The sequence below is a fragment of the Pseudomonas migulae genome (genome assembly GCF_024169315.1).
Lineage (GTDB): Bacteria > Pseudomonadota > Gammaproteobacteria > Pseudomonadales > Pseudomonadaceae > Aquipseudomonas > Aquipseudomonas migulae_B.
This window is the reverse complement of the sequence record NZ_JALJWR010000001.1, coordinates 4763616-4785221: the sequence shown is the minus strand read 5'-3', so window position 1 is coordinate 4785221 and position 21606 is coordinate 4763616. Positions and strand designations below refer to the sequence as shown.

The 21606-nt window shown below is 59.9% G+C and carries 14 protein-coding genes; 6 read left to right on the top strand and 8 right to left on the bottom strand.

Features of this window, described 5'->3' with window-relative positions:
- The first annotated feature begins 2 nt into the window (after nt 1-2).
- From J2Y86_RS21905 to J2Y86_RS21895, 3 genes are all read left to right on the top strand, one after another.
- Complete coding sequence (locus J2Y86_RS21905) at nt 3-656, top strand: ABC transporter permease (RefSeq protein WP_007942812.1); 654 nt, start codon at nt 3-5, stop codon at nt 654-656.
- A complete protein-coding gene (locus J2Y86_RS21900) occupies nt 653-1810 on the top strand; it encodes an osmoprotectant ABC transporter ATP-binding protein OsmV (RefSeq protein WP_253436261.1) in 1158 nt (385 codons plus the stop codon). Before J2Y86_RS21905 ends, J2Y86_RS21900 begins: the two co-directional genes overlap by 4 nt.
- Before the next feature lie 463 nt (nt 1811-2273).
- On the top strand, nt 2274-3437 hold the full coding sequence (locus tag J2Y86_RS21895) for a type III PLP-dependent enzyme (RefSeq protein WP_008024420.1): 1164 nt from the start codon (nt 2274-2276) through the stop codon (nt 3435-3437).
- Between the two features lie 50 nt (nt 3438-3487).
- Here the strand turns inward: J2Y86_RS21895 and J2Y86_RS21890 are convergent, their stop codons facing one another.
- The 4 genes from J2Y86_RS21890 to J2Y86_RS21875 form a co-directional block, all read right to left on the bottom strand.
- Nucleotides 3488-4393 (bottom strand): hypothetical protein, encoded by a 906-nt coding sequence (locus J2Y86_RS21890; RefSeq protein WP_253436258.1) that lies wholly within the window; start codon nt 4391-4393, stop codon nt 3488-3490.
- Nucleotides 4394-4490: 97 nt separating this feature from the next.
- The gene (locus tag J2Y86_RS21885; protein ID WP_253436255.1) at nt 4491-6764 is read right to left on the bottom strand and encodes an alpha-xenorhabdolysin family binary toxin subunit A; all 2274 of its coding nucleotides are present in this window, start codon (nt 6762-6764) and stop codon (nt 4491-4493) included.
- A gap of 233 nt (nt 6765-6997) precedes the next feature.
- The gene (locus J2Y86_RS21880; RefSeq protein WP_253436251.1) at nt 6998-7765 is read right to left on the bottom strand and encodes a tetratricopeptide repeat protein; all 768 of its coding nucleotides are present in this window, start codon (nt 7763-7765) and stop codon (nt 6998-7000) included.
- Nucleotides 7762-8442 carry a Fe2+-dependent dioxygenase gene (locus J2Y86_RS21875; RefSeq protein WP_253436248.1) on the bottom strand — a complete coding sequence of 227 codons (681 nt, stop codon included), beginning with the start codon at nt 8440-8442 and terminating at the stop codon, nt 7762-7764. Before J2Y86_RS21875 ends, J2Y86_RS21880 begins: the two co-directional genes overlap by 4 nt.
- A gap of 207 nt (nt 8443-8649) precedes the next feature.
- Here J2Y86_RS21875 and J2Y86_RS21870 point away from each other — a divergent pair, with 207 nt between their 5' ends.
- Together J2Y86_RS21870 and J2Y86_RS21865 are read left to right on the top strand one after the other, a co-directional pair.
- Entirely contained in the window at nt 8650-10911 is a 2262-nt protein-coding gene (locus J2Y86_RS21870; protein WP_253436245.1) for a TonB-dependent receptor, read from the top strand.
- A gap of 131 nt (nt 10912-11042) precedes the next feature.
- On the top strand, nt 11043-13568 hold the full coding sequence (locus tag J2Y86_RS21865) for a PepSY domain-containing protein (RefSeq protein WP_253436241.1): 2526 nt from the start codon (nt 11043-11045) through the stop codon (nt 13566-13568).
- Nucleotides 13569-13698: 130 nt separating this feature from the next.
- Here J2Y86_RS21865 and J2Y86_RS21860 read toward each other — a convergent pair whose 3' ends face one another.
- Nucleotides 13699-15240: an alkaline phosphatase D family protein gene (locus J2Y86_RS21860; RefSeq protein WP_253436237.1), complete on the bottom strand. Its 1542-nt coding sequence runs from the start codon at nt 15238-15240 to the stop codon at nt 13699-13701.
- Between the two features lie 219 nt (nt 15241-15459).
- On the opposite strand from J2Y86_RS21860, the gene J2Y86_RS21855 reads away from it, so the two are divergent.
- Nucleotides 15460-15702 (top strand): hypothetical protein, encoded by a 243-nt coding sequence (locus tag J2Y86_RS21855; RefSeq protein ID WP_253436234.1) that lies wholly within the window; start codon nt 15460-15462, stop codon nt 15700-15702.
- Between the two features lie 275 nt (nt 15703-15977).
- Here the strand turns inward: J2Y86_RS21855 and J2Y86_RS21850 are convergent, their stop codons facing one another.
- The 3 genes from J2Y86_RS21850 to ptsP are packed head-to-tail and all read right to left on the bottom strand — an operon-like array spanning nt 15978 to nt 21531.
- Nucleotides 15978-17717, bottom strand: a complete 1740-nt coding sequence (locus J2Y86_RS21850; RefSeq protein ID WP_253436229.1) for a PTS fructose-like transporter subunit IIB — start codon at nt 17715-17717, stop codon at nt 15978-15980.
- A gap of 11 nt (nt 17718-17728) precedes the next feature.
- Nucleotides 17729-18670 carry a 1-phosphofructokinase gene (gene pfkB / locus J2Y86_RS21845; protein WP_253436226.1) on the bottom strand — a complete coding sequence of 314 codons (942 nt, stop codon included), beginning with the start codon at nt 18668-18670 and terminating at the stop codon, nt 17729-17731.
- Nucleotides 18670-21531 carry a phosphoenolpyruvate--protein phosphotransferase gene (ptsP, locus tag J2Y86_RS21840; protein WP_253436223.1) on the bottom strand — a complete coding sequence of 954 codons (2862 nt, stop codon included), beginning with the start codon at nt 21529-21531 and terminating at the stop codon, nt 18670-18672. The genes pfkB and ptsP overlap by 1 nt, the downstream gene beginning before the upstream one ends.
- Nucleotides 21532-21606 lie beyond the last annotated feature (75 nt).

Genomic DNA, 21606 nt, shown 5'->3' with positions numbered 1-21606 from the left:
CCATGGAATTCCTGAACGCCTTTTCCCATCTCGACTGGCCGCTGGTGCTGCACCTGACCTGGCAGCACATCACCCTGGTCGGCATCGCCGTGACGCTGGCGATTCTGGTCGGCGTGCCGCTGGGCATTCTGATGACGCGCTTCCCGACGCTCGCCGGTCCGCTGCAGGCCAGCGCCACGGTGCTGCTGACCGTGCCGTCGATTGCACTGTTCGGCCTGCTGCTGCCGTTCTACTCGAAATTCGGCCAGGGCCTCGGCCCGATGCCGGCGATCACCGCGGTGTTTCTGTACTCGTTGCTGCCGATCATGCGCAACACCTACCTCGCCCTGACCGGCGTTGAACCGGGTATTCGCGAAGCCGCCCGCGGCATCGGCATGACCTTCGGCCAGCGCCTGCGCATGGTCGAACTGCCGATTGCGGTGCCGGTGATCCTCGCCGGCGTACGCACCGCCGTGGTCATGAACATTGGTGTCATGACCATCGCCGCGACCATCGGCGCCGGTGGCCTCGGTGTACTCATTCTCGCTTCCATCAGCCGCAGCGACATGTCGATGCTGATCGTCGGCGCCGTGCTGGTCAGTCTCCTGGCCATCTTCGCCGACCTGCTTCTGCAATGGCTGCAACGCACGCTGACTCCAAAAGGACTCCTGAAATGATCGAACTTCAAAACCTCAGCAAGACCTTCCAAAGCAACGGCAAAGATGTGAAAGCCGTGGACTCGGTGAGCCTGACCGTCAATGAAGGCGAAATCTGCGTGTTCCTCGGGCCATCGGGCTGCGGCAAAAGCACCACGCTGAAGATGATCAACCGCCTGATCAAGCCGACCTCGGGCAAGATCCTGATCAACGGCGAAGACACCACTGACCTCGACGAAGTGACCCTGCGTCGCAACATCGGTTATGTGATCCAGCAGATCGGTCTGTTCCCGAACATGACCATCGAGGAAAACATCACCATCGTTCCGCGCCTGCTGGGCTGGGACAAACAGAAATGCCACGACCGCGCCCGCGAGTTGATGAGCATGATCAAGCTGGAGCCCAAGCAGTATCTGAATCGCTACCCGCGTGAATTGTCCGGTGGCCAGCAGCAACGGATCGGGGTGATTCGTGCCCTGGCCGCCGATGCACCGCTGTTGCTGATGGACGAACCGTTCGGCGCGGTCGACCCGATCAACCGCGAGATGATCCAGAACGAGTTCTTCGAGATGCAGCGCGCGCTGAACAAGACCGTGATCATGGTCAGCCACGACATCGACGAGGCGATCAAGCTGGGCGACAAGATTGCGATCTTCCGCGCCGGCAAACTGCTGCAGATCGACCACCCGGACACCCTGTTGGCGCACCCGGCGGACGACTTTGTCAGCAACTTCGTCGGCCAGGACAGCACGCTCAAGCGCCTGTTGCTGGTGAAGGCCGAAGACGCGGCAGACAACGCGCCGTCGGTCAGCCCGGAAACCTCGGTGACCGAAGCACTGGAATTGATGGACGAACTCGACCGTCGCTATGTGGTGGTCACCGATGGTGAGAACAAGGCGCTCGGTTATGTACGACGTCGCGACCTGCACCGTCAGACCGGTACGTGCGCGCAGTACTTGCGTGAGTTCAACGCCACGGCGGCGTACGACGAGCATCTGCGCATCCTGCTCTCGCGGATGTACGAGTTCAACCGTTCGTGGTTGCCGGTGATGGATGCCGAGCGGGTGTTCCTGGGGGAAGTGACGCAGGAATCGATTGCCGAGTATTTGAGTTCCGGCAAGTCCCGTGGGGGCAAGACCAGTATTGTTTCGCCGGCTGAGACTGCTGTCGCCTGATCTGACGCCATCGCGGGCAAGCCCGCTCCCACAGGTTTTTTGGTGTACACGGATTGTGTACGACACAAACCACTGTGGGAGCGGGCTTGCCCGCGATTGGGGGCACCACAAATCCTCCTGATGTGCCGCAAATCTCCCTCCCACGGGAACATCACACCGTCACACAGGTCCGTTACACCAGTAGCTGTCGGGGACCGCACGACGGAAGCGTGCAAAAACGCGACATTTTTTGTTGATCTCAAGCCCCTCACGCCCTAAAGTTCGCGCCGAACGTCCATGCTGGAAACGATCCATCCGGCTCAAGTACTGACGACGAGACAGCAAGGCCAAGGGAAGCACCGCCTCCCGTGGCCTTTTTGCTTTCGGCGACATGCCTTGGGAAGTAGGCGAACCAAAGTGGGGATACGGAGGACGTTCATTTGCACCCATTGATAATTTCAGTTTGCCAGTAGGAGTTCCCAGCATGTCGATCAACGTCGAAGACTATTTCGCGCGCGATACCTTCCAGAAAATGAAGGCCTTCGCCGACAAACAAGAAACCCCGTTCGTGGTGATCGACACCGCGATGATCAGCCAGGCCTATGACGACCTGCGCGCCGGTTTCGAATTCGCCAAGGTCTACTACGCGGTCAAGGCCAACCCGGCCGTCGAAATCATCGACCTGCTCAAAGAGAAAGGCTCGAACTTCGACATCGCTTCGATCTACGAGCTCGACAAAGTGATGAACCAGGGCGTCGGCCCGGATCGCATCAGCTACGGCAACACCATCAAGAAATCCAAGGACATTCGCTACTTCTACGAGAAGGGCGTGCGTCTGTATGCCACCGACTCCGAAGCCGACCTGCGCAACATCGCCAAGGCTGCACCGGGTTCGAAAGTCTACGTGCGCATTCTGACTGAAGGCTCGACCACCGCCGACTGGCCACTGTCGCGCAAATTCGGCTGCCAGACCGACATGGCCATGGACCTGCTGATCCTCGCTCGCGACCTCGGCCTGGTGCCTTACGGCATCTCGTTCCACGTCGGTTCGCAACAGCGCGACATCAGTGTCTGGGACGCCGCGATCGCCAAGGTCAAAGTGATCTTCGAGCGTCTGAAAGAAGAAGACGGCATCCACCTGAAGCTGATCAACATGGGCGGCGGCTTCCCGGCCAACTACATCACCCGCACCAACAGCCTGGAAACCTACGCTGAAGAAATCATCCGTTTCCTCAAGGAAGACTTCGGTGACGACCTGCCGGAAATCATCCTGGAACCTGGCCGTTCGCTGATCGCCAACGCCGGCATCCTGGTCAGCGAAGTGGTATTGGTCGCGCGTAAATCCCGTACCGCTGTAGAGCGATGGGTGTACACGGATGTGGGCAAGTTCTCCGGCCTGATCGAAACCATGGACGAAGCCATCAAGTTCCCGATCTGGACCGAGAAAAAAGGCGAAGTCGAAGAAGTGGTCATCGCCGGCCCGACCTGCGACAGCGCCGACATCATGTACGAAAACTACAAGTACGGTTTGCCGCTGAACCTGGCGATCGGTGATCGTTTGTACTGGCTGTCGACCGGTGCGTACACCACCAGCTACAGCGCGGTTGAATTCAATGGCTTCCCGCCGCTGAAGTCGTTCTACGTGTAAAACGCTGCACGCAGAAATCAAAAAGCCCATGACGTGTCATGGGCTTTTTTTTATTGCAACTTTGATGACAGGCGCAGCAAGCCGTTCGACATCGTCCTGAGTTCCTCAATGGGCTGAACGATCGTGGCCAACGAAAGGTTCGCACGCGCCAGCGTTTGATGCCCATCGTTGAACAGAAGCTCGGTCTTGACGACATTGAGGTAAAAATTCATGCGGTGGCAAAAATCGCCAAGATTATTCGCGGCACTGGTGGCTTGGGCATACATCCCGAACAAGGCTTGCAAATGCTCCCTGGCTTTCTCCAGACGTTGCTCCAGCGAATACCCGGCTTGCGGATCGTAATGCATAACCGGTAACCCGAAGTGCCCCAACGAGTAGTACGCCTCGATCTTCGAAACGGGGCCGTCGCAAATGCAAAGCCTCATCGACAGCGACTCTATAAACCGTACAAAGATGCTGTGAATCGTCTGGGCAATCTGAACGATCTGCGACTTGAACTGTGCGCTCGCCCGTTCGCACCCCTCCAACTGCTGAACCAGGTTGCGCATGATCACCACCACATCGCGTGGACGGTTGGTACCCGCTGAATTGGAGCCCGCCGGGGTAAACCGCCGTGGATCAATGTCCTGGAGCGCCATGCGCCGCGCGGGGCCGCTGGCCTTGCGTAATTCCTCTCGAAACTCTTCCAGGAGCGTGGATACCTGTGTGACCACCCTGCCACTCGCGAACGCCAGCTGCGGGACTGTAATCTGGACGGCCCGCCAGCAGAGCGCATTCATCGTCGCCGCCTGAGTCAGCAAGCTCGCGCTCGGCGGGGTCATCATCACATGCCCTTGGCTCTGAAAGGATTTCGAGAAGCGCTGAATCTCATTCAGCGTCGCCGGAAGGTCATTCAAGAATCGGGTGTATTCATTCAGCGAAGAAAAATTCTTCTCGTTCAGCAAATAATCAAACATCGTCAATCCTTCGACAGGGGCAGTTGTTGACCCGCAACAGCTGCCGTTGCGGACCAAGGCAACTTATCGACGATAAGCTGCCTTGCTTCTCAAGACATCAACTCGCGGTCAGCGGCAACGCCAGGGGCGTCAGGAACGCAACAAAGGATTGCGCCGCATCAATAAACCGCTTGCTGCGCTCGCCATCCTCAACGCCCTTGTCGGCGTCGATTTGCGCAGTGAACTGATGGAAGGCATCGACCACCTTGCTGTATTGCCGAACGTAGACCTGGCGGTGGTCGTCAATCGAATGAATCACACGGATAAACTCAGCCTTGCCCGCGAATGAAGCAACGTCGCGATTCCCGGCCTCGATGCTTCGGGTCAACGCATCAATCGTCTCTACCAACTTGTCGCGTTCGGCCACCATGTCGAGAAAACGAATACCGTCGCCGACAGCCTCGATGGTCTTTTTAAGTTGCTCGATAGCAAACATGATCAGCTGGACTTCAGGTGGGGCAAGACCAAGCTTGGTCACCGCTTCAAGGGTAAGCGCGATATCTTTGCCGATTTTTTCGATTCCACCCGTCTCAAGCTGGCTGATGGCATCGCTGATCAATGTGCGTTGATCCTGGCGCTCCTTCAGTTTCGCGTGCAAGTGCTCGACCTGTCGCTGAGCTGTTTGCTGATCCTTTTCCAGGTCGGCCATGAAACCCAGCGTCAAACGACGGTTCAGGACTTCATTGATCAGGCCGAGGTGCTGACTGACTGCACGGGACTGTCCATCGACAATGGTGCTGCACTTCTCCAGTAAATCGGCACGATCGGCCTTGATGTCCTCGATGTCCTGTTCATTCCCTTCGCTCAATGCCTCGTTCAGTTCCTCATCCAGACTGGACAAACGGCGCATGCAATCTTCCAGCCTCATTTTGCCGGCGAGTGCCGAGTTGCTGAGCTGCGCGGCGCCCTCACTTACGTTACGCACCAGCACCTGGAACCTATTGTGCAGATCACTCAGGTAGTTCCATTTACTGAACAGAACACGCGCTTCGATAGCGCCATCCCTCATCAAACCGATGCGCTCGGACATGACGTTCAGATCAACACCCGGCTGGCCGATGCGTACTGACAATCCGCGCGGCGTAGCGCTGTAGTTGCGCTCATACTCTTCGTCCGCCTCCCTGAACACGGCGATCAGTGCGTCGGCATCGGTTTCGATCTGCTTCCACGGACTGACCACTTCACGAAAGGCCGTCATGAATCGGCGCAGGCTCAGCGCATCATGAATCCCGTCGACGGCCAATTTTGAACTTTTGACATAAAAGTGCATGACACTCCAGACATGCATCAGATTCCGAGTGGCAACGTCCGCATCGACGGCCACCAACTCAAGCCCTTGCAGGTCATGTTTGACCCGGTTCAAGGAGCCTAACGTCTGGTTTTTGTTCTTCAGATCGGTGATGGCCTCTTCCTGCTCCACATACAGGCGATTCCTTTCGGCGCGGATATTCTCGGCTTCCACCCCCAGATAAATGGCCAACGCCAGACCCACCAGGTTCATGCCGGCCGCCGCGCCGATGGATTTTTCGACAGCTGTTTTGTATTCGGCGTTTTTTTCGGTAATTCTCAAGGCACGGTGTTCAATCTGCGCGGTGAGGGTTTCGATGTCCGCCGGTAATGAAATGCTGTTAATCAGGCTAACCCGAAACTTGATATCAGGAAGAACATACTCACGCAGGTCATAACCAAAGTTATCCAATGTAACCTTGATCGACTCCACATTTTTCAGATTATCGTTAATCCTGGAAAATATCTGATCCAGATAATAACCAAGATCACTGACAGTATCCGGCTCCAGATCAATACCCGGAAACTTGTCGCCAAGATTCAGTTCCAGTTCCAGTTTTTTCAGTTCTTCGAGGTTTTTAATATTGTGCTTTTCAAGCAGTCCGGAAGCCCTTACATCCGCATAGACATCTTCAATGGCGCTGCCATAGATCCCCATGCTGGTGGCGAACAGCCTCAATTGACTGCCGGTCAACATAATCGACTCACGCAGTGGCGACCAGCGCTGGGCATGGCGGCGAGTTGCACTGAAAGTCTTGACGAAATCTTCGGCTCTAAGGCCGCTGCCACCACCTGCGTCGTCGCCAAACCGCAGGTAGTCCCGCACATCCTGAACGGTGAAAGGCAGCGCCAGTGCGGCGGCCTCATATTTGCGCAAGTCGATGATCTGCTTTTTCGTCAGGAGCAGACCTTTGCTTCGCGGTCCATCTGGCTGGTCTGGCGCTGAAGCGCTGGCCAGGGTTTTGGGGGCTAACTGAGCAAAGCGGGTAAGGTTTTCAGCTGTGGCATTTTTAAGTGCATCATCCCAGACGGCATTGATACTCATAATTAATCCTTTAATTAATGGCTATTTGATTGAGTTCGCTATATGTAAAAACCCGCTCAACAGATAAGTGAACGAGAACACTAAAAAAATACTAAGTTAGTACAGGTTAACGAGTCAAACGCCACGAACAACAAAAACGTAAAATCAAAATACAACACAAGCAAACCGACCAACTTGCACCAGACAAGCGCCCGTTACTTAGATAGTTCTAAACAATAAAGGGGAAAACCCTGTTACCTATTGATTTCCAGACGTTCAAGTTCAGCGATGCGCAATACATATTCGCGCGTCAATTGCTGTATTTCAGGGTGCGTTGCATTCATCAATGTCGGGGCACTGGCGCGCAAAAAATTCAAGTTACCCCCGAGTAACGCCTTGCGTAGCCAGCCTACTGCTTCATGGGTTTGGCCCGCTTCTGCCAGACAAGCGCCGTAACTGAACTGACCACGAAAATCCCCGCCTTCAGCCGAACGCCGATACCAATCGACAGCCGATTGCGGATCAGCCGGACAAAAGGACCCGTCTTCAAGGTACCGCCCGAGCAGGTTCATCGACTTGGCGTGACCCAGCTCCGCAGAGCGACGATAAAGACTCAGCGCTTGCCGCTGATCCTCCATTACGCCGCGCCCGGTGGCTAATAAATTGGCGTAGTTGTACATCGCCCAATCCAGCCCCGCTTCTGCCGCGACCCGGTAATGCCGCGCAGCAACAGCAGGATCGGCGCCGCAACCCCAACCGTGCTCATGGCAACGACCGAGCATGTTGCGCGCCATCAGATGCCCTCGCTGGGCGGCGATCCCGAACCAGCGCACGGCCAGTGGCTGATCCTGCTCGATCCCTTGCCCGTCCAGCAGGATTTGCCCGAGCAAGGCCTGAGCATCGAGAACCCCTTCGCGGGCAGCGATCAGGATCGCCTGAGCAGCACGCGCCGGACTTTCATTGAGCATGGCTTTGAGTTGATCGCCGTCGAGCACTTCTTCGCGGCGCAATTGAAAACTCATACGTCGACCCAGCGACGCAGCAGGTTGTGATACGTGCCCGTGAGGCGGATCAGCGACGGGTGCTCCGGCATGTCCTGCGTCAGTTGCTGGATCGCCCCGTCCATCTCGAACAGCAGCGCGCGCTGGCTGTCTTCGCGGACCAGGCTTTGGGTCCAGAAGAATGAGGCGTAGCGAGTGCCGCGGGTGACGGCGTTGACCTTGTGCAGGCTGGTGCCGGGATAAAGGACCATGTCGCCAGCGGGCAACTTCACGCGCTGGGTGCCGAAGGTGTCCTGGATCTCCAGTTCACCGCCGTCGTAATCCTCAGGCTCGCTGAAGAACAGCGTCGCCGACAGATCAGTGCGCACGCGCTCGATGCTGCCCTTGGGCTGACGCACGGCGTTGTCGATATGAAAGTCGAAACTGCCGCCCGCCGTGTAGCAGTTCAGCAACGGAGGAAAAACCTTGTGCGGCAGTGCCGCGGACATGAACAGCGGATTTTTCCACAACCGCTCCAGCATCGCCGCGCCGACTTCCTTGGCCAGCGGGTGGCCTTCCGGCAGTTGCAGGTTGTGCTTGGCCTTGGCCGACTGGTAACCGGCGGTTATTTTTCCATCCGCCCAATCCGCCTGTTCCAGCGCCTCGCGGATGCGCTGCACTTCTTCTTTAGCGAACACGCCGGGGATGTGCAGCAGCATGGGAAATACACCTGAAGGCAAAGGAGCGTCAATGGTATTGATTCTTATTGCCGCTGTAAAACCCCCGTGACGGATGAAACAGCAAAAACCGTAAGGGTAAATTGTAAAGAATGTAAATTCAGTGCGAATAGTAACGTTTCGCAATTGATACAAAGACGCGTCTACCCTATATTCCGCGGCCTCAAATCCTTGGGGAGGGGAATTCACATGTCACGCCAACCATCACAATCACCTGCCAGTTCACCGCGTTTGCTCGCTTCCGCGATTGGCGTGGCAATCACCGCTGGCTCTGCGGGCCACATGGTTTTCGCGGCTGAGAAGACCGACGAAAAAGCACCGGGCAACGTGATTTCCCTGGGAGCTACCGACATCACCGGCGAAGCTCAGGACGACACCTCCTACAAGACCGATACCTCGGCCAACAAGAAATACACCGCGCCGCTGCGCGAGACGCCGAAAAGCGTCACCGTGATTCCACAGCAAGTGATCCGCGACACCGGCGCCACCAGCCTGGTCGACGCCTTGCGCACCACGCCGGGTATCACCTTCGGTGCAGGCGAAGGCGGCAACCCGGCGGGCGACCGGCCGATCATTCGCGGCTTCAACGCTGAAAGTGACACCTTCGTCGACGGCATGCGCGACCCGGCGTCCCAGAGCCGCGAAATCTTCAACGTTGAATCGATCGAAGTCAGCAAAGGTCCGGGGTCGGCCTTCACCGGCGCCGGCTCCACCGGTGGCAGCCTGAACCTGGTGAGCAAGACCGCCAAACTGGGCAGCTTCTACAACGGCGGCTTCACCTGGGGCTCGGATCAGACCAAGCGCACCACGCTCGACCTGAACCAGCAGATGACCGATACCTCGGCCTTCCGTCTGAACCTGATGAAGCACGAAGCCAACGTCGCCGGCCGTGACACCGTGGACGTCAGCCGCTGGGGCGTGGCGCCGACGTTCGCGTTCGGCCTGGGCACCGATACCCGTGTGACCCTCGGTTACTACCACGTCGAAACCGATGACATGCCGGACTACGGCATTCCGCTGACCCTGAACCCGGCCCGCAGCAAGTACAACGTCGACAAGCCGGTGAATGTCGACCGCGACAATTTCTACGGCGTGACCAACCGCGACTATCGCGAAACCACCAATGACAGCGGCACCTTCAAGATCGAGCACGATCTGAACGAAGACCTGACCCTGTCCAACAGCTTCCGCATGTCCCGTTCGACCCTGGACTACATCGTCACCAACCCGGACGACAGCAAGGGCAACGTCGCCCGGGGCAGCGTCTACCGTGGCACCAAGAACCGTAATTCGACGTCCAGCGGCTGGGTAAACCAGACCGACCTGAGCGCCAAATTCGACACCGGCGCCATTGAACACAGCCTGGTCACCGGCATTGAATTTTCTTACCAGGACACCCACAACCGTCCGTACATCCTGACGTCGGCCGCCAACGGCACGACGTGCAACCCTGCACTCTTCCGCTCCGGCGACTGCACCAGCCTGTACAACCCGACGCCTGGGGATAACTGGAACGGCCGGATCACCGACAGCGCTGCGTTCACCGATACCGACACCAAGACTGCCGCCGCTTATGTGTTCGACACCTTGAAGTTCAACGAACAGTGGTCCCTGAACCTGGGCCTGCGTTATGACAACTACCAGGTCAAATCCAGCGGCTTCGCTAACGCTGGCCGTACCACACCGGCGGGGAGCTTTGATCGCGAGAACACCAGCGACCTGGTGAACTACCAGATCGGCGTGGTCTACAACCCGTTGCCGAACGGCAGCATCTACGCCGCCTACTCGACCTCCAGCAACCCGGCGGGCGAAACCAGCGGCAACGGCAACCTGGAACTGGCCGCCAACAACAGCGACCTCGATCCGGAAAAGAACCGCAACTACGAGATCGGCACCAAGTGGGACTTCTTCGGTGATGACCTGTCATTGACCGCAGCGCTGTTCCGCACCGAGAAAACCAACGCCCGTATCGACGATCCGGATGGCGCCACCACCCAGGTGCTGGACGGCGAGCAAACCGTCAACGGTCTGGAACTGACCTACACCGGCAAGCTGACCCGTAACTGGAAGGTCTACGGCGGCTACACCTACATGGAAAGCGAAGTGGTCAAAACCACCCTCGCCGCCGATGAAGGCAACCATATGCCGAGCACCCCGCGGAACAACTTCACCCTGTGGTCGACCTACGACCTGGTACCGGAAAAGTTGACCATCGGTGCGGGTGCCACGTTCGTCGATTCGCAGTTCGGCAACATCGCCAACTCGGTGGAGATCCCGTCCTACTGGCGCTACGACGCGATGGCCAGCTACCGCCTGACCAAGAACGTCGACCTGCAACTCAACGTACAGAACCTGACCGACAAGCGTTACTTCGACCAGGTGTTCCAGACGCACTACGCCCACGTGGCGGCGGGTCGTACCGCCCTCCTGAGCGCCAACTTCCACTTCTGATGGAAGTGTGAGGTCAAAGCCCCGTTCATCCACATGAACGGGGCTTTTGTGCGTAAAAAAGAATGCTTCTCGACAGCCCACGGCATAATGCGCGCCGTGATGACAATTTTTGAACGAACAAGGCGAGTGACGTGTTGAAGAAAACCCTGTTCCAGTTGCACTGGTTTTTCGGCATCAGTGCCGGACTGGTCCTGGCCCTGATGGGCATCACCGGGGCGACGGTGTCGTTCGAGGATGAAATCCTGCGCGCACTGAACCCGTCGGTGTTGCAGGTCGAGAAGCAGGTCGCCGGCGTGCTGCCGCCCGCCGAACTGGTGGAAAAGATCGAAGGCGCCTCGGGCAAGAAAGTCGCGATGATCTGGGTCGACACCGACAGCGGCAACGCCGCGCGGGTGTCCTTTACCCCGCCGCCGGGCGAACGTCGCGGTGAGATGCGTTACTTCGACCCGTATACCGCCGAGTTCATGGGCGAGGCCACCGGCCAGGATTTCTTCGGCCTGATGCTGCAACTGCACCGCTTCCTCGCCATGGGCGACACCGGCCGGCAGATCACCGGCGCGTGCACGCTGATCCTGGTGTTCTTCTGCCTGTCCGGTCTGTACCTGCGCTGGCCGCGCCAGTGGAAAAGCTGGCGCGCCTGGCTGACCCTCGACTGGAAGAAAAAGGGCCGCAGCTTCAATTGGGATTTGCACTCGGTGGCTGGTACCTGGTGCCTGGTGTTTTACCTCCTGGCGGCGCTGACCGGGTTGTCGTGGTCCTACGAGTGGTACAACAAGGGCTTGACCCGGTTGCTGTCCGATTCGCCGCAGAACGAGCGGGTTCGCAATCGCGGTCCGGCACCTGCTGGCCCGGCGCCGACCGCCGATTACGCCGCGATGTGGAGCAGCATCTACAGCGCTGCCGGTCCGGCACTGAGCGCCTACAACATCCGCATGCCGCCCGTGGCCGGACAACCGGCGACTGTGTTTTACCTGTTGAACTCCTCGCCACACGACCGCGCGCTGAACCAGATCACCCTCGATCCGGCCACCGGCATCGTCAAACGCCACGACCGTTACAGCGACAAGAGCTTCAAGGCGCAGCTTCTGACCAGCATTTATGCGCTGCACGTCGGCAGTTACTTCGGGATTGTCGGACGGATCATCCTGACGATCAGCGCGCTGACCATGCCGCTGTTTTTCATCACTGGCTGGTTGCTGTACCTCGATCGTCGACGCAAGAAAAAGCAGATCAAGGACGCCCGCAAAGGCTTCGCACAACCGGGCAACGACGCACCGGCGTGGCTGATCGGTTTCGCCAGCCAGAGCGGGTTTGCCGAACAACTGGCCTGGCAGACCGCCGGGCAATTGCAGGCGGCAGGCCTGCCGGTGAAGGTTCAGCCACTGGCGAATGTCAGCGAACAGGACCTGCATGATTCGAGCAACGCCCTGTTCGTGGTCAGTACCTTCGGCGACGGCGAAGCGCCGGACAGCGCTCGCGGTTTCGAACGCAAAGTGCTCGGTCGCGCGTTGAGCCTGGAGAGCCTGAATTACGCAGTGCTCGGCCTCGGTGATCGCCAGTATCAGCACTTCTGCGGTTTTGCCCGCCGCTTGCACACCTGGCTCGGCGAGCACGGCGGCAAGCACCTGTTCGCGCCCGTGGAAGTCGATTGCGGCGACCCTTACGCCTTGCGTCACTGGCAGCAGCAACTCGGCTTGCTGACCGGACAGGCGCCCGTGGACACCTGGCAGGCACCGAGCTACGACAACTGGACGCTCACCCGCCGCGAATTGATGAACCCGGACAGCAGCGGTTCGCCGGTGTACTTGCTGGGCCTCACCGCCCCGACCACCAGTAGCTGGCTGGCCGGTGACCTGGTGGAAGTGTTGCCACGCAACTGCCCGTGGGCGATCGAGCATTTTCTCGACGGCCTGGGCATTGACGGTCGGGCCACGGTGACGCTTGACGGTCTGTCGCAACCGTTGGAACACGCCCTGGCCAGTCGACAATTGCCGGAGAACCGCGCCCATCTGGTCGGCCTGCACGCGCAAGCGCTGGTGGACGCGCTGGTGCCGTTGGCCATGCGCGAATACTCCATCGCCTCGATTGCCGCCGACGGCGTGCTGGAACTGATCGTGCGCCAGGAGCTGCATCAGGACGGCAGTCTGGGTGTCGGTTCCGGATGGCTGACCGAACACGCGCCGGTGGGCAGCACCCTCAGTTTGCGCGTACGACGCAACAGCGGTTTCCATCTGCCGGTCGAACCGGTGCCGATGATCCTGCTGGGCAACGGCACCGGCCTGGCCGGGCTGCGCAGTTTGCTCAAGGCGCGGATTGCCGACGGGCAGCAACGTCATTGGCTGCTGTTCGGCGAGCGCAATCGCGAGCACGACTACCTGTGCCGCGCCGAGCTGGAAGAGTGGCTGATTGCGGGGGACATCGAGCGTCTGGACCTGGCCTTCTCGCGGGATCAGGCCGAGAAGATCTACGTGCAGGATCGCTTGCGTGAATCGGCCACTCTGCTCAAGCAATGGCTGGCCGACGGTGCCGTGATTTACATCTGTGGCAGCCTGCAGGGGATGGCTTCGGGGGTGGATCACGTGCTCAACGAAGTGCTGGGGATTGAAGAGGTCGACCGCCTGATCGAACAAGGCCGCTACCGCCGCGACGTTTACTGACCTACCACAATTAAATGTGGGAGCGGGCTTGCTCGCGAAGGCTGACTAACATTCAACATCTGTGTTGCCTGTTAAACCGCTTTCGCGAGCAAGCCCGCTCCCACATTGATCGATGCCGGTCGGATAATTCTCACACCGGCTGCAATTTCTGCTCAAACACCGCCACCCCATCCAGATCCCGCAACACCACACTCATCTCCCCCGTCGCCCCCTCAATATTCACCTCGCCAAAAAACTGAAACCCGGCAAACGGCGAAGTGTTCTGCGCGGGCGGTGCCTTCTCGAACACCACTTCAGGACCAAAGGTTTTATCCAGCGGATTAGGCCCGAAACTCCCGGCATTCAAAGGTCCGGCGACAAACTCCCAGAACGGTTCGAAATCCTGAAACGCCGCCCGATCAGGGTGGTAGTGATGCGCCGCGCAGTAATGCACATCCGCCGTCAGGAACACGAAATTGCGCACTGACTGCGCCCGTAGAAACCCGAGCAATTCAGCGATTTCCAGCTCACGCCCCTGGGCCGGCCCCGGATCACCATTGGCCACTGCTTCCCAGCGCGCCACGCCGGGGCTGACCTCACCGTCGGGCACGCCGAGGCCGATCGGCATGTCGGCGGCGATGACTTTCCACTGTGCGCGGGAGGCCTTCAATTCACGCTTGAGCCAATCCAGTTGTTCACGCCCAAGAAACGGTTTGGCAGCGCCAAGGTTGTCATCATTGGCCTCACGATAACTGCGCATGTCGAGCACAAACACATCGAGCATCGGCCCGTAACCGAGCTTGCGATAAATCCGCCCGCCGCTGTCGGCGCTCTGCAAACGCATCGGTGCATATTCAAGCCATGCCTGACGCGCGCGGCCCACCAGGCTGTGGATATCCTTGCTCTTGTAGCGCTCATCGAGTTGCTTGCCCGGCGACCAGTTGTTCACCACTTCGTGGTCATCCCACTGCCAGATCTGCGGCACCTCAGCGTTGAAGCGACGGACGTTTTCGTCCATCAGGTTGTAGCGGTAATTGCCGCGATAATCATCGAGGGATTCGGCGACTTTGCTCTTGGCTTCGCTGGTGATGTTGCGCCACACGCGACCGCTTTCGGTGGTCAGTTGCGCCGGCACCGGGCCGTCGGCGTAGATGGTGTCGCCGCTGTGGATAAAGAAGTCCGGCAGGCGCAAACGCATGGCCTCGTAGATGCGCATGCCACCGATGTCCGGGTTGATGCCGAAACCCTGGCCGACGGTGTCGCCGCTCCAGACGAAACGGATGTCACGCCGGGTCTGCGGCACGCTGCGCAAATGACCGAACCAGGGTTCGCTGGTGACACCGCTCTGGGCGTCTTCGAAATGCACACGATAGAAAATCGCTTGATCAGCGGGTAGACCGGTGAGTTCCACACGCGCGGTGAAATCGCTACGGGCGTCGGCCAGAGGCGAGACGAACCGGCGCGAGTTGCCGAACACACTGTGGGTGTCCCATTCCACCACCATCCGCGCCGGACGATCGCTGCGACTCCAGACCATCGCCCGGTCACCCAGCACGTCGCCGGACTGCACGCCATCGGTGAGTTGCGGCCGATCTTTGACCGAAGCGATCACCGCCGGCGCAAGGCCGGGCAACAACAGCCCCGCGCCGACCGCTTGCATGACACGACGGCGACCGAGGTCGAATTCGCTCATGGTGTTCTCCCTGAAAAAGGAAAAACTAAAACATGGCCGTGTGACCCCACCATGACACCTGGGGGCCACATCGCGGCTCCCGGTCCTATCAAAGAATAGGAAATTTCAACACTGCCATTGAGAAACGTCCTAGCGCCAGCGCCTGAGCGCCCCAAGTAACTTCAACTCGAAGACCGGGGCGCAGACAAAGCCCGCAAACAGAACCAGGAAGGTTGAACCATGAAATATGATTTGAAGTTTCAGATTTACGGAATAGATGAAACCAGCGATCTGGCGGTATTCGAGATCGATTTGTCCCCGACCATTACGACGGAGACGCTGATGCCGATAATGGCCTGGCATCAGGAAGAGGATGCCATGGCAAGCCAACGTCTGACCGACGGGCAGATCAGGGCGATTGAGCATCACACGAAGATTAGATTGCCCAGGCATCTAATACTGTATCTCAGCAGCTACATGTGAGCCTTCGGCAGCCGCCGCTTGAGTATTTTATGGCAGCTGTGAGTGGGACACCTTCGGGTGCAACGGGAGGAGTACAAGACTGCGGTTTGATGGTGTTGTCGCTGACGCCATCGCGGGCCCGCTCCCACAGTGATCTCTGTCGTAACAAGATTCGTGTTTAACACCGAACCCTGTAGGAGCGAGGCTTGCCCGCGAAGACGGCCTGACATTCAACGACTATGTTGACTGTCAGGCCGCCTTCGCGGGCAAGCCTCGCTCCTACAGGATTGGTGGTGTCAGGCGCGGACGGGCTCTACTGCCAGCTCAACGACTTCCGGTCGCTTGACCACCGCATACACCACCGCCGTCAGCAAACTCCCGGCCACGATCGCCAGCAAATAAAGCAGCGCATGGTTGATCGCATTCGGAATCGCCAGCACGAACAACCCACCGTGCGGCGCCATCAGTTTGCAACCGAAATACATCGACAACGCCCCGGTCAACGCGCCGCCGGCAATACTCGCCGGAATCACCCGCAGCGGGTCCTTGGCGGCAAACGGGATCGCGCCTTCGGAGATGAAGCACAGCCCCAGCACCAGCGCCGCTTTCCCGGCCTCGCGTTCGGCCTGGGCGAACTTGCGTCGGGCAATGAACGTGGCGATGCCCAGGCCAATCGGTGGCACCATCCCGGCGGCCATCGTCGCCGCCATCGGTGCATAACTCTGCGACGCCAGCAGCCCCACCGAGAAGGCATAAGCGGCCTTGTTGATCGGCCCGCCGAGGTCGACGCACATCATCCCGCCGAGCAATACGCCGAGCAGAATCGCATTGGTGGTGCCCATGCTGTCGAGGAAGTGCGTCAGCCCGGCGAGCATCCCGGCCACCGGTTTGCCGACCACGTAGATCATTACCAGCCCTGTGAACAGACTCGCCAGCAACGGGATGATCAGGATCGGTTTCAGCGCTTCAAGACTTTGCGGCAAGCGCGCATACCGATTGATCGCCTGCGCCGCGTAACCGGCGATGAAACCGGCAATGATCCCGCCGATGAAACCGGCACCCAATGTGCTCGCCAGCAGACCACCGATCATCCCCGGCGCAAGCCCCGGGCGGTCGGCAATCGAATAGGCGATGTAACCCGCCAGCAGCGGCACCATCAGCTTGAACGCGGTCTCGCCACCGATCTGCATCAGGGCGGCGGCGAGTGTGCCTTCCTCCTTGAACGCGGTGATGCCGAACACGAACGACAACGCGATCATCAGACCGCCCGCCACCACCATCGGCAGCATGAACGACACGCCGGTCAGCAGGTGTTTGTAGACGCCGGTCTTCTCTTGTTTGGCCGGGCCTTTGGCACCGGTCGCGGCACTTTCCTGTTTGCCTTCGGCCAGCGCTTTATTCAGCGTTGCCTCGGCTTGTTTCAAGGCGATGCCCGTGCCGCAACGGTAGATTTTCTTGCCGGCAAAACGCTCGGTCGCGACTTCGATATCGCAGGCCAGCAGCACCACGTCGGCGTCGGCAATCGCTGCCGCACTCAACGGATTGCGCGCACCGACCGAGCCCTGGGTTTCGATCTGCAGGTCGTACCCCAAACGTTTCGCCGCTTGCTGCAACGCCTCAGCGGCCATGAAGGTATGAGCAACGCCGGTCGGGCATGCGGTGATCGCAACCAGACGCGGGGCGTTTTTGGTGACGACCACAGGTTCGGCGACGACGTCGGGCGCGACGTAAACCTGAGCCTCTTCGGCACCGCGTCGCAACACGGCTTCGACATCCTGCAGGGCTTGCGCCGGGGTGCTCTGGAATAAGCGTTTGCCGACGAATCGTGACATGTCCACCGGCGTGCTGGTCACCAGCAACACCCACTCGGCCGCCTCGATCGTGGCCGCCGACAACTGGCGTTCCGGGTGCGCCGCGTCGACCACTTCGACGCTGGTGCTCCAGCCCTGCCGCTGCGCTGCTGCGTCGAGCAAACGGGCGCACAGCACACTGGTGACCATGCCGTTCGGACAGGCCGTAACAATGGCTAACTTCATGACAAACCCTCTTATTGTTCTGTCAGGGGACGCACGCGCACACCCTGTTCAAGCCGCGCCAATTGAGTCGCATCGCCGATGCCGAAACCGATCTGGGTCACCGCCATCGCGGCAATCGCCGTGGCGGTGCGCAGGGTCTGTTCCGGCGTGTCGGCACTGAGCAGACCGTGGAGCATGCCGGCCAACAGCGAATCACCCGCGCCGACCGTGCTGGCGACGCTGACCTTGGGTGGAGTGGCATGCATCGCCGAACCGACACTGAACCAGTTCACGCCATCGGCACCGTGGGAAATCACCACGTGCTCGATGCCTTGCGCGTGCAAGCGGCTCGCTGATTCAGCTTGAGCGGCGACCGAAACCACTTCGCAGCCGAGCACTTCGGCCAGCTCTTCGGTGTTCGGTTTGATCAGCCATGGGCCGGCCTTGAGTGCGGCACGCAATGCGTCGCCACTGGTGTCCAGCGCAACGTTCAACCCAAGTTTCTTCAAGCGCACAATCAGCGCCTGCAACCACTCAGCACTGATGCCTTGAGGCAGACTGCCGGCCACGACAACCGCATCATGCCCCGGCGCGATCTGGTCCAGTCGATCCAGCAACGCCTGCTGCGCCGCCTCGCTGACCATCGGCCCCGGGCCGTTGATGTCGGTGATGCGCCCGTCACGCTCCGCCAGTTTGATATTGCTGCGGGTTTCACCAGGAACGCGGATAAACGCGTCGACAAATCCGCGTTTGGCAAACAGGGTTTCGAACGCTTGAAGATTGTCTTCGCCGAGAAAACCGCTGACGGTGAGCTGATGCCCAAGGTCGGCCAACACTTGCGCAACGTTCACGCCTTTACCGGCGGCGTGGGTGTGCATGTCGTCGCTGCGATTGACCTGACCGGGTTCAAGGCGCGGCAACTGCACTGTCAGGTCCAGCGCCGGGTTGAGGGTCAGGGTCAGGATCTTGGCCATTACAGGGCCTCCACTAATGCGCGCACTTCGTTTGCGCTGCCCACGGCAAGCGCCTGTCGGGCGAGGGTTTGAGTCTGGGTCAGGCTGAGTTCGCGGATGCGCGCCTTGACCTCGGCAATGCTGCGACCGGACACACTCAGCTCATCGACACCGAGGCCGACCAGCACCGGCACCGCCAGCGGATCGGCCGCCAGTTCGCCGCACACGCCCACCCACTTGCCATGGGCATGGGCCGCACGCACGGTGATGTCGATCAGTTGCAGCACCGCCGGGTGCAAGCCGTCCGCCTGGGCCGACAAGGTCGGATGTCCACGGTCGATGGCCAGGGTGTATTGAGTCAGGTCGTTGGTGCCGACGCTGAAGAAGTCGACCTCTTTGGCCAGCACCGGTGCCAGCAACGCAGCCGACGGCACCTCGATCATGATCCCCAGTTGCAGGTCCGCCACCGGGATTTCCAGACGCAACCGTTCGGTCATGTCCCGCGCCTGACGCCACTCATCAACGCTGCCAACCATCGGGAACATGATGCGCAGCGGGCGGTTATCCGCGGCACGCAACAGGGCGCGCAATTGCGCTTCCATGATGTGCGGACGCTGCAAGGTCAGGCGAATGCCGCGCACGCCGAGGAACGGGTTTTCTTCTTTCGCGATCGGCCAATACGGCAACGGTTTGTCGCCGCCGACGTCGAGGGTGCGCACCACCAGCGGCCGCCCGGCGAGGCCATCGAGCACGCGGCGGTATTCGACTTCCTGAGTCGCTTCGTCCGGTGCCTGCGAGTGGGCCATGAAAATCAGTTCGGTGCGCAGCAGGCCAATGCCTTCAGCGCCCTGCTCCACCGCGCTGGTGACGCCTGCGCTTTCACCGATGTTGGCGAACACTTCCACCGCGTGACCGTCGGTGGTCAGTGCCGGTTGATGACGCTGTTCGGCCGCTGCTTTCAAGCGTTGCTCGCGGGTATCGCGCTCTTCGGTGGCGCGTTGCAAGGTTGCCGCGTCAGCGTCCACATGCAGACGACCGCGCTGGCCATCGAGCAGCAACGGCGTACCCGGCGCCAGCAACAACACCGCAGCACCTGCGCCGACCAACGCCGGAATACCGAGCGCACGGGCAACGATCGCGCTGTGTGCGGTGGCGCCGCCACGGGCGGTGAGAATGCCGGCAACGCGGGCTGGGTCGAGACGCGCCACATCGGAAGGACCGACTTCGTCCATCACCAGAATGTACGGCTGATCGGGTTCTCTCGGGGTTTCGACGCCGCTCAGTTGCGCCAGCACGCGACGGCCGATGTCGCGCAAGTCGGCGGCTCGCTCGGCCAGCAAGGCATCCTGCAGCGACTCCTGTTGTTTCGCCGCCGCTTCGATCACCGCCATCCACGCCGCTTCAGCGCTTTCGCCCTGTTTGAGGCGAGTCTCGACTTCATCGGTCAATTCCGGATCGTCGAGCATTTCCTGGTGGGTGATGAAGATTTCGCGAATGGCTTTGGACTTGCTGCGCTCGATCAGCACTTCGATGTCGCTGCGCACGTCCGCCAGCGCTTGCTTGAGACGCTCGCGCTCAATGGCGGCAGACTCACCGCGCAGCGGGTAATCGATGGTTTGCAGCACCTGAATATGCGCCGGGCCAATGGCGATGCCCGGTGCGGCCGGGATGGCTTGAACCACGCTACCGGACGCCGGGGCAAGCAACACTTCCGCCACATCCGCGACGACTTCGCGCTGTTGGCTCACCGCCGGCAATGGCTCGACTTCTTCACCGAGGCCTTCTTCGATGGCCGCCAACAGCGCCGGCAATGCATCAGCCGCGATGCTCGGCTCGGCGACAAATTCGAGCACCTGACCGCGACGGGCGCCGAGGCTGAGCAACTTGCTCAAGCTCTTCACCGACACGGCGCTGTCCTGTCCGTCGACGATGCGTACGCGAATCTCGCCTTCAAAACTCTTTGCCAGTTGCGCGAGGATTTTCGCCGGGCGTGCGTGCAAGCCGTGGGCGTTGGCCAGCGCAATGCGCGCGCTCGGCCAGTCCGCCGGCAGTTCACCGCCGAGCACTTCGAGGACTTTGCGGCTGCTGGTGGCGCGCCCCAGTTCATGGCCACGGCCTTCGATCAGCAGCGCGCAAAGGCGTTCGAGCAAGGCCTGATGCGCTTCGCCGAGGCTGGCGAGGCAGAACAAGCCACTCAGCGGCTGACCGAGATAACGCATCGGTTTATCCGGGGTGACGAAGGCCAGGCCCGGGCGCTTGACCGTTTGTTCGCTGTGCAACCACCACAGGCCATCGCCGAGTGGCAGCGCCTCGACCTGTTGCAACACAGCGGAGAAACCGTTGCTCACACAATCGGCCTGACGCAGCAGACGGGCACCGCGCCAGACCAGTTCTTCGAAGTCATCGGCCGACACACCCAGGCCGATCATCTGTGCATCCAGCGCCAGTTCCTGCGGCGCGCCTTGCAGCAGTTTCAGCAAGGCTTCGGCAGAACTGGCGCGACGCAGGGCCTGGCCCAGATCGGTTTCGCCGAGGGCGCGGGTCAGCAGTTGCAGGAGCCGCAAGTGTTCATCGGATTTTGCGGCGATACCGATCGCCAGGTAGACGATCTGGCCGTCGCCCCAATCCACGCCGTCGGGAAACTGCATCAGCCGCACGCCGGTGGAAAACACCTGATCGCGGGTTTCCGGCGTACCGTGGGGGATGGCAATACCTTGACCGAGAAAGGTCGAGCCCTGGGCTTCGCGTGCTTGCAGACCGGCGAGATAACCGTCCGCCACCAGGCCATCGGCGACCAGATGTTGTGCCAGCAGATGCAACGCTGCGGACTTGTCCACGGCCGACTGGCCCATGGAAATCTGCTCTATGGTGAGCTCGAGCATGCTTTCTCCTTTTTGGCACCTAGAGGTGCCAGGTATTGTTTTGAATGAGTCAGCTTAGGCGCTTAATCATCACTT

Bases quoted from the DNA above. Each gene is read 5' to 3' on its own strand.
- J2Y86_RS21850 (WP_253436229.1), bottom strand. From the start codon at position 17,717: ATGAAGTTAGCCATTGTTACGGCCTGTCCGAACGGCATGGTCACCAGT.
- J2Y86_RS21890 (WP_253436258.1), bottom strand. From the start codon at position 4,393: ATGTTTGATTATTTGCTGAACGAGAAGAATTTTTCTTCGCTGAATGAA.
- ptsP (WP_253436223.1), bottom strand. From the start codon at position 21,531: ATGCTCGAGCTCACCATAGAGCAGATTTCCATGGGCCAGTCGGCCGTG.
- J2Y86_RS21875 (WP_253436248.1), bottom strand. From the start codon at position 8,442: ATGCTGCTGCACATCCCCGGCGTGTTCGCTAAAGAAGAAGTGCAGCGC.
- pfkB (WP_253436226.1), bottom strand. From the start codon at position 18,670: ATGGCCAAGATCCTGACCCTGACCCTCAACCCGGCGCTGGACCTGACA.
- J2Y86_RS21905 (WP_007942812.1), top strand. From the start codon at position 3: ATGGAATTCCTGAACGCCTTTTCCCATCTCGACTGGCCGCTGGTGCTG.
- J2Y86_RS21885 (WP_253436255.1), bottom strand. From the start codon at position 6,764: ATGAGTATCAATGCCGTCTGGGATGATGCACTTAAAAATGCCACAGCT.
- J2Y86_RS21870 (WP_253436245.1), top strand. From the start codon at position 8,650: ATGTCACGCCAACCATCACAATCACCTGCCAGTTCACCGCGTTTGCTC.
- J2Y86_RS21860 (WP_253436237.1), bottom strand. From the start codon at position 15,240: ATGAGCGAATTCGACCTCGGTCGCCGTCGTGTCATGCAAGCGGTCGGC.
- J2Y86_RS21895 (WP_008024420.1), top strand. From the start codon at position 2,274: ATGTCGATCAACGTCGAAGACTATTTCGCGCGCGATACCTTCCAGAAA.
- J2Y86_RS21855 (WP_253436234.1), top strand. From the start codon at position 15,460: ATGAAATATGATTTGAAGTTTCAGATTTACGGAATAGATGAAACCAGC.
- J2Y86_RS21900 (WP_253436261.1), top strand. From the start codon at position 653: ATGATCGAACTTCAAAACCTCAGCAAGACCTTCCAAAGCAACGGCAAA.
- J2Y86_RS21880 (WP_253436251.1), bottom strand. From the start codon at position 7,765: ATGAGTTTTCAATTGCGCCGCGAAGAAGTGCTCGACGGCGATCAACTC.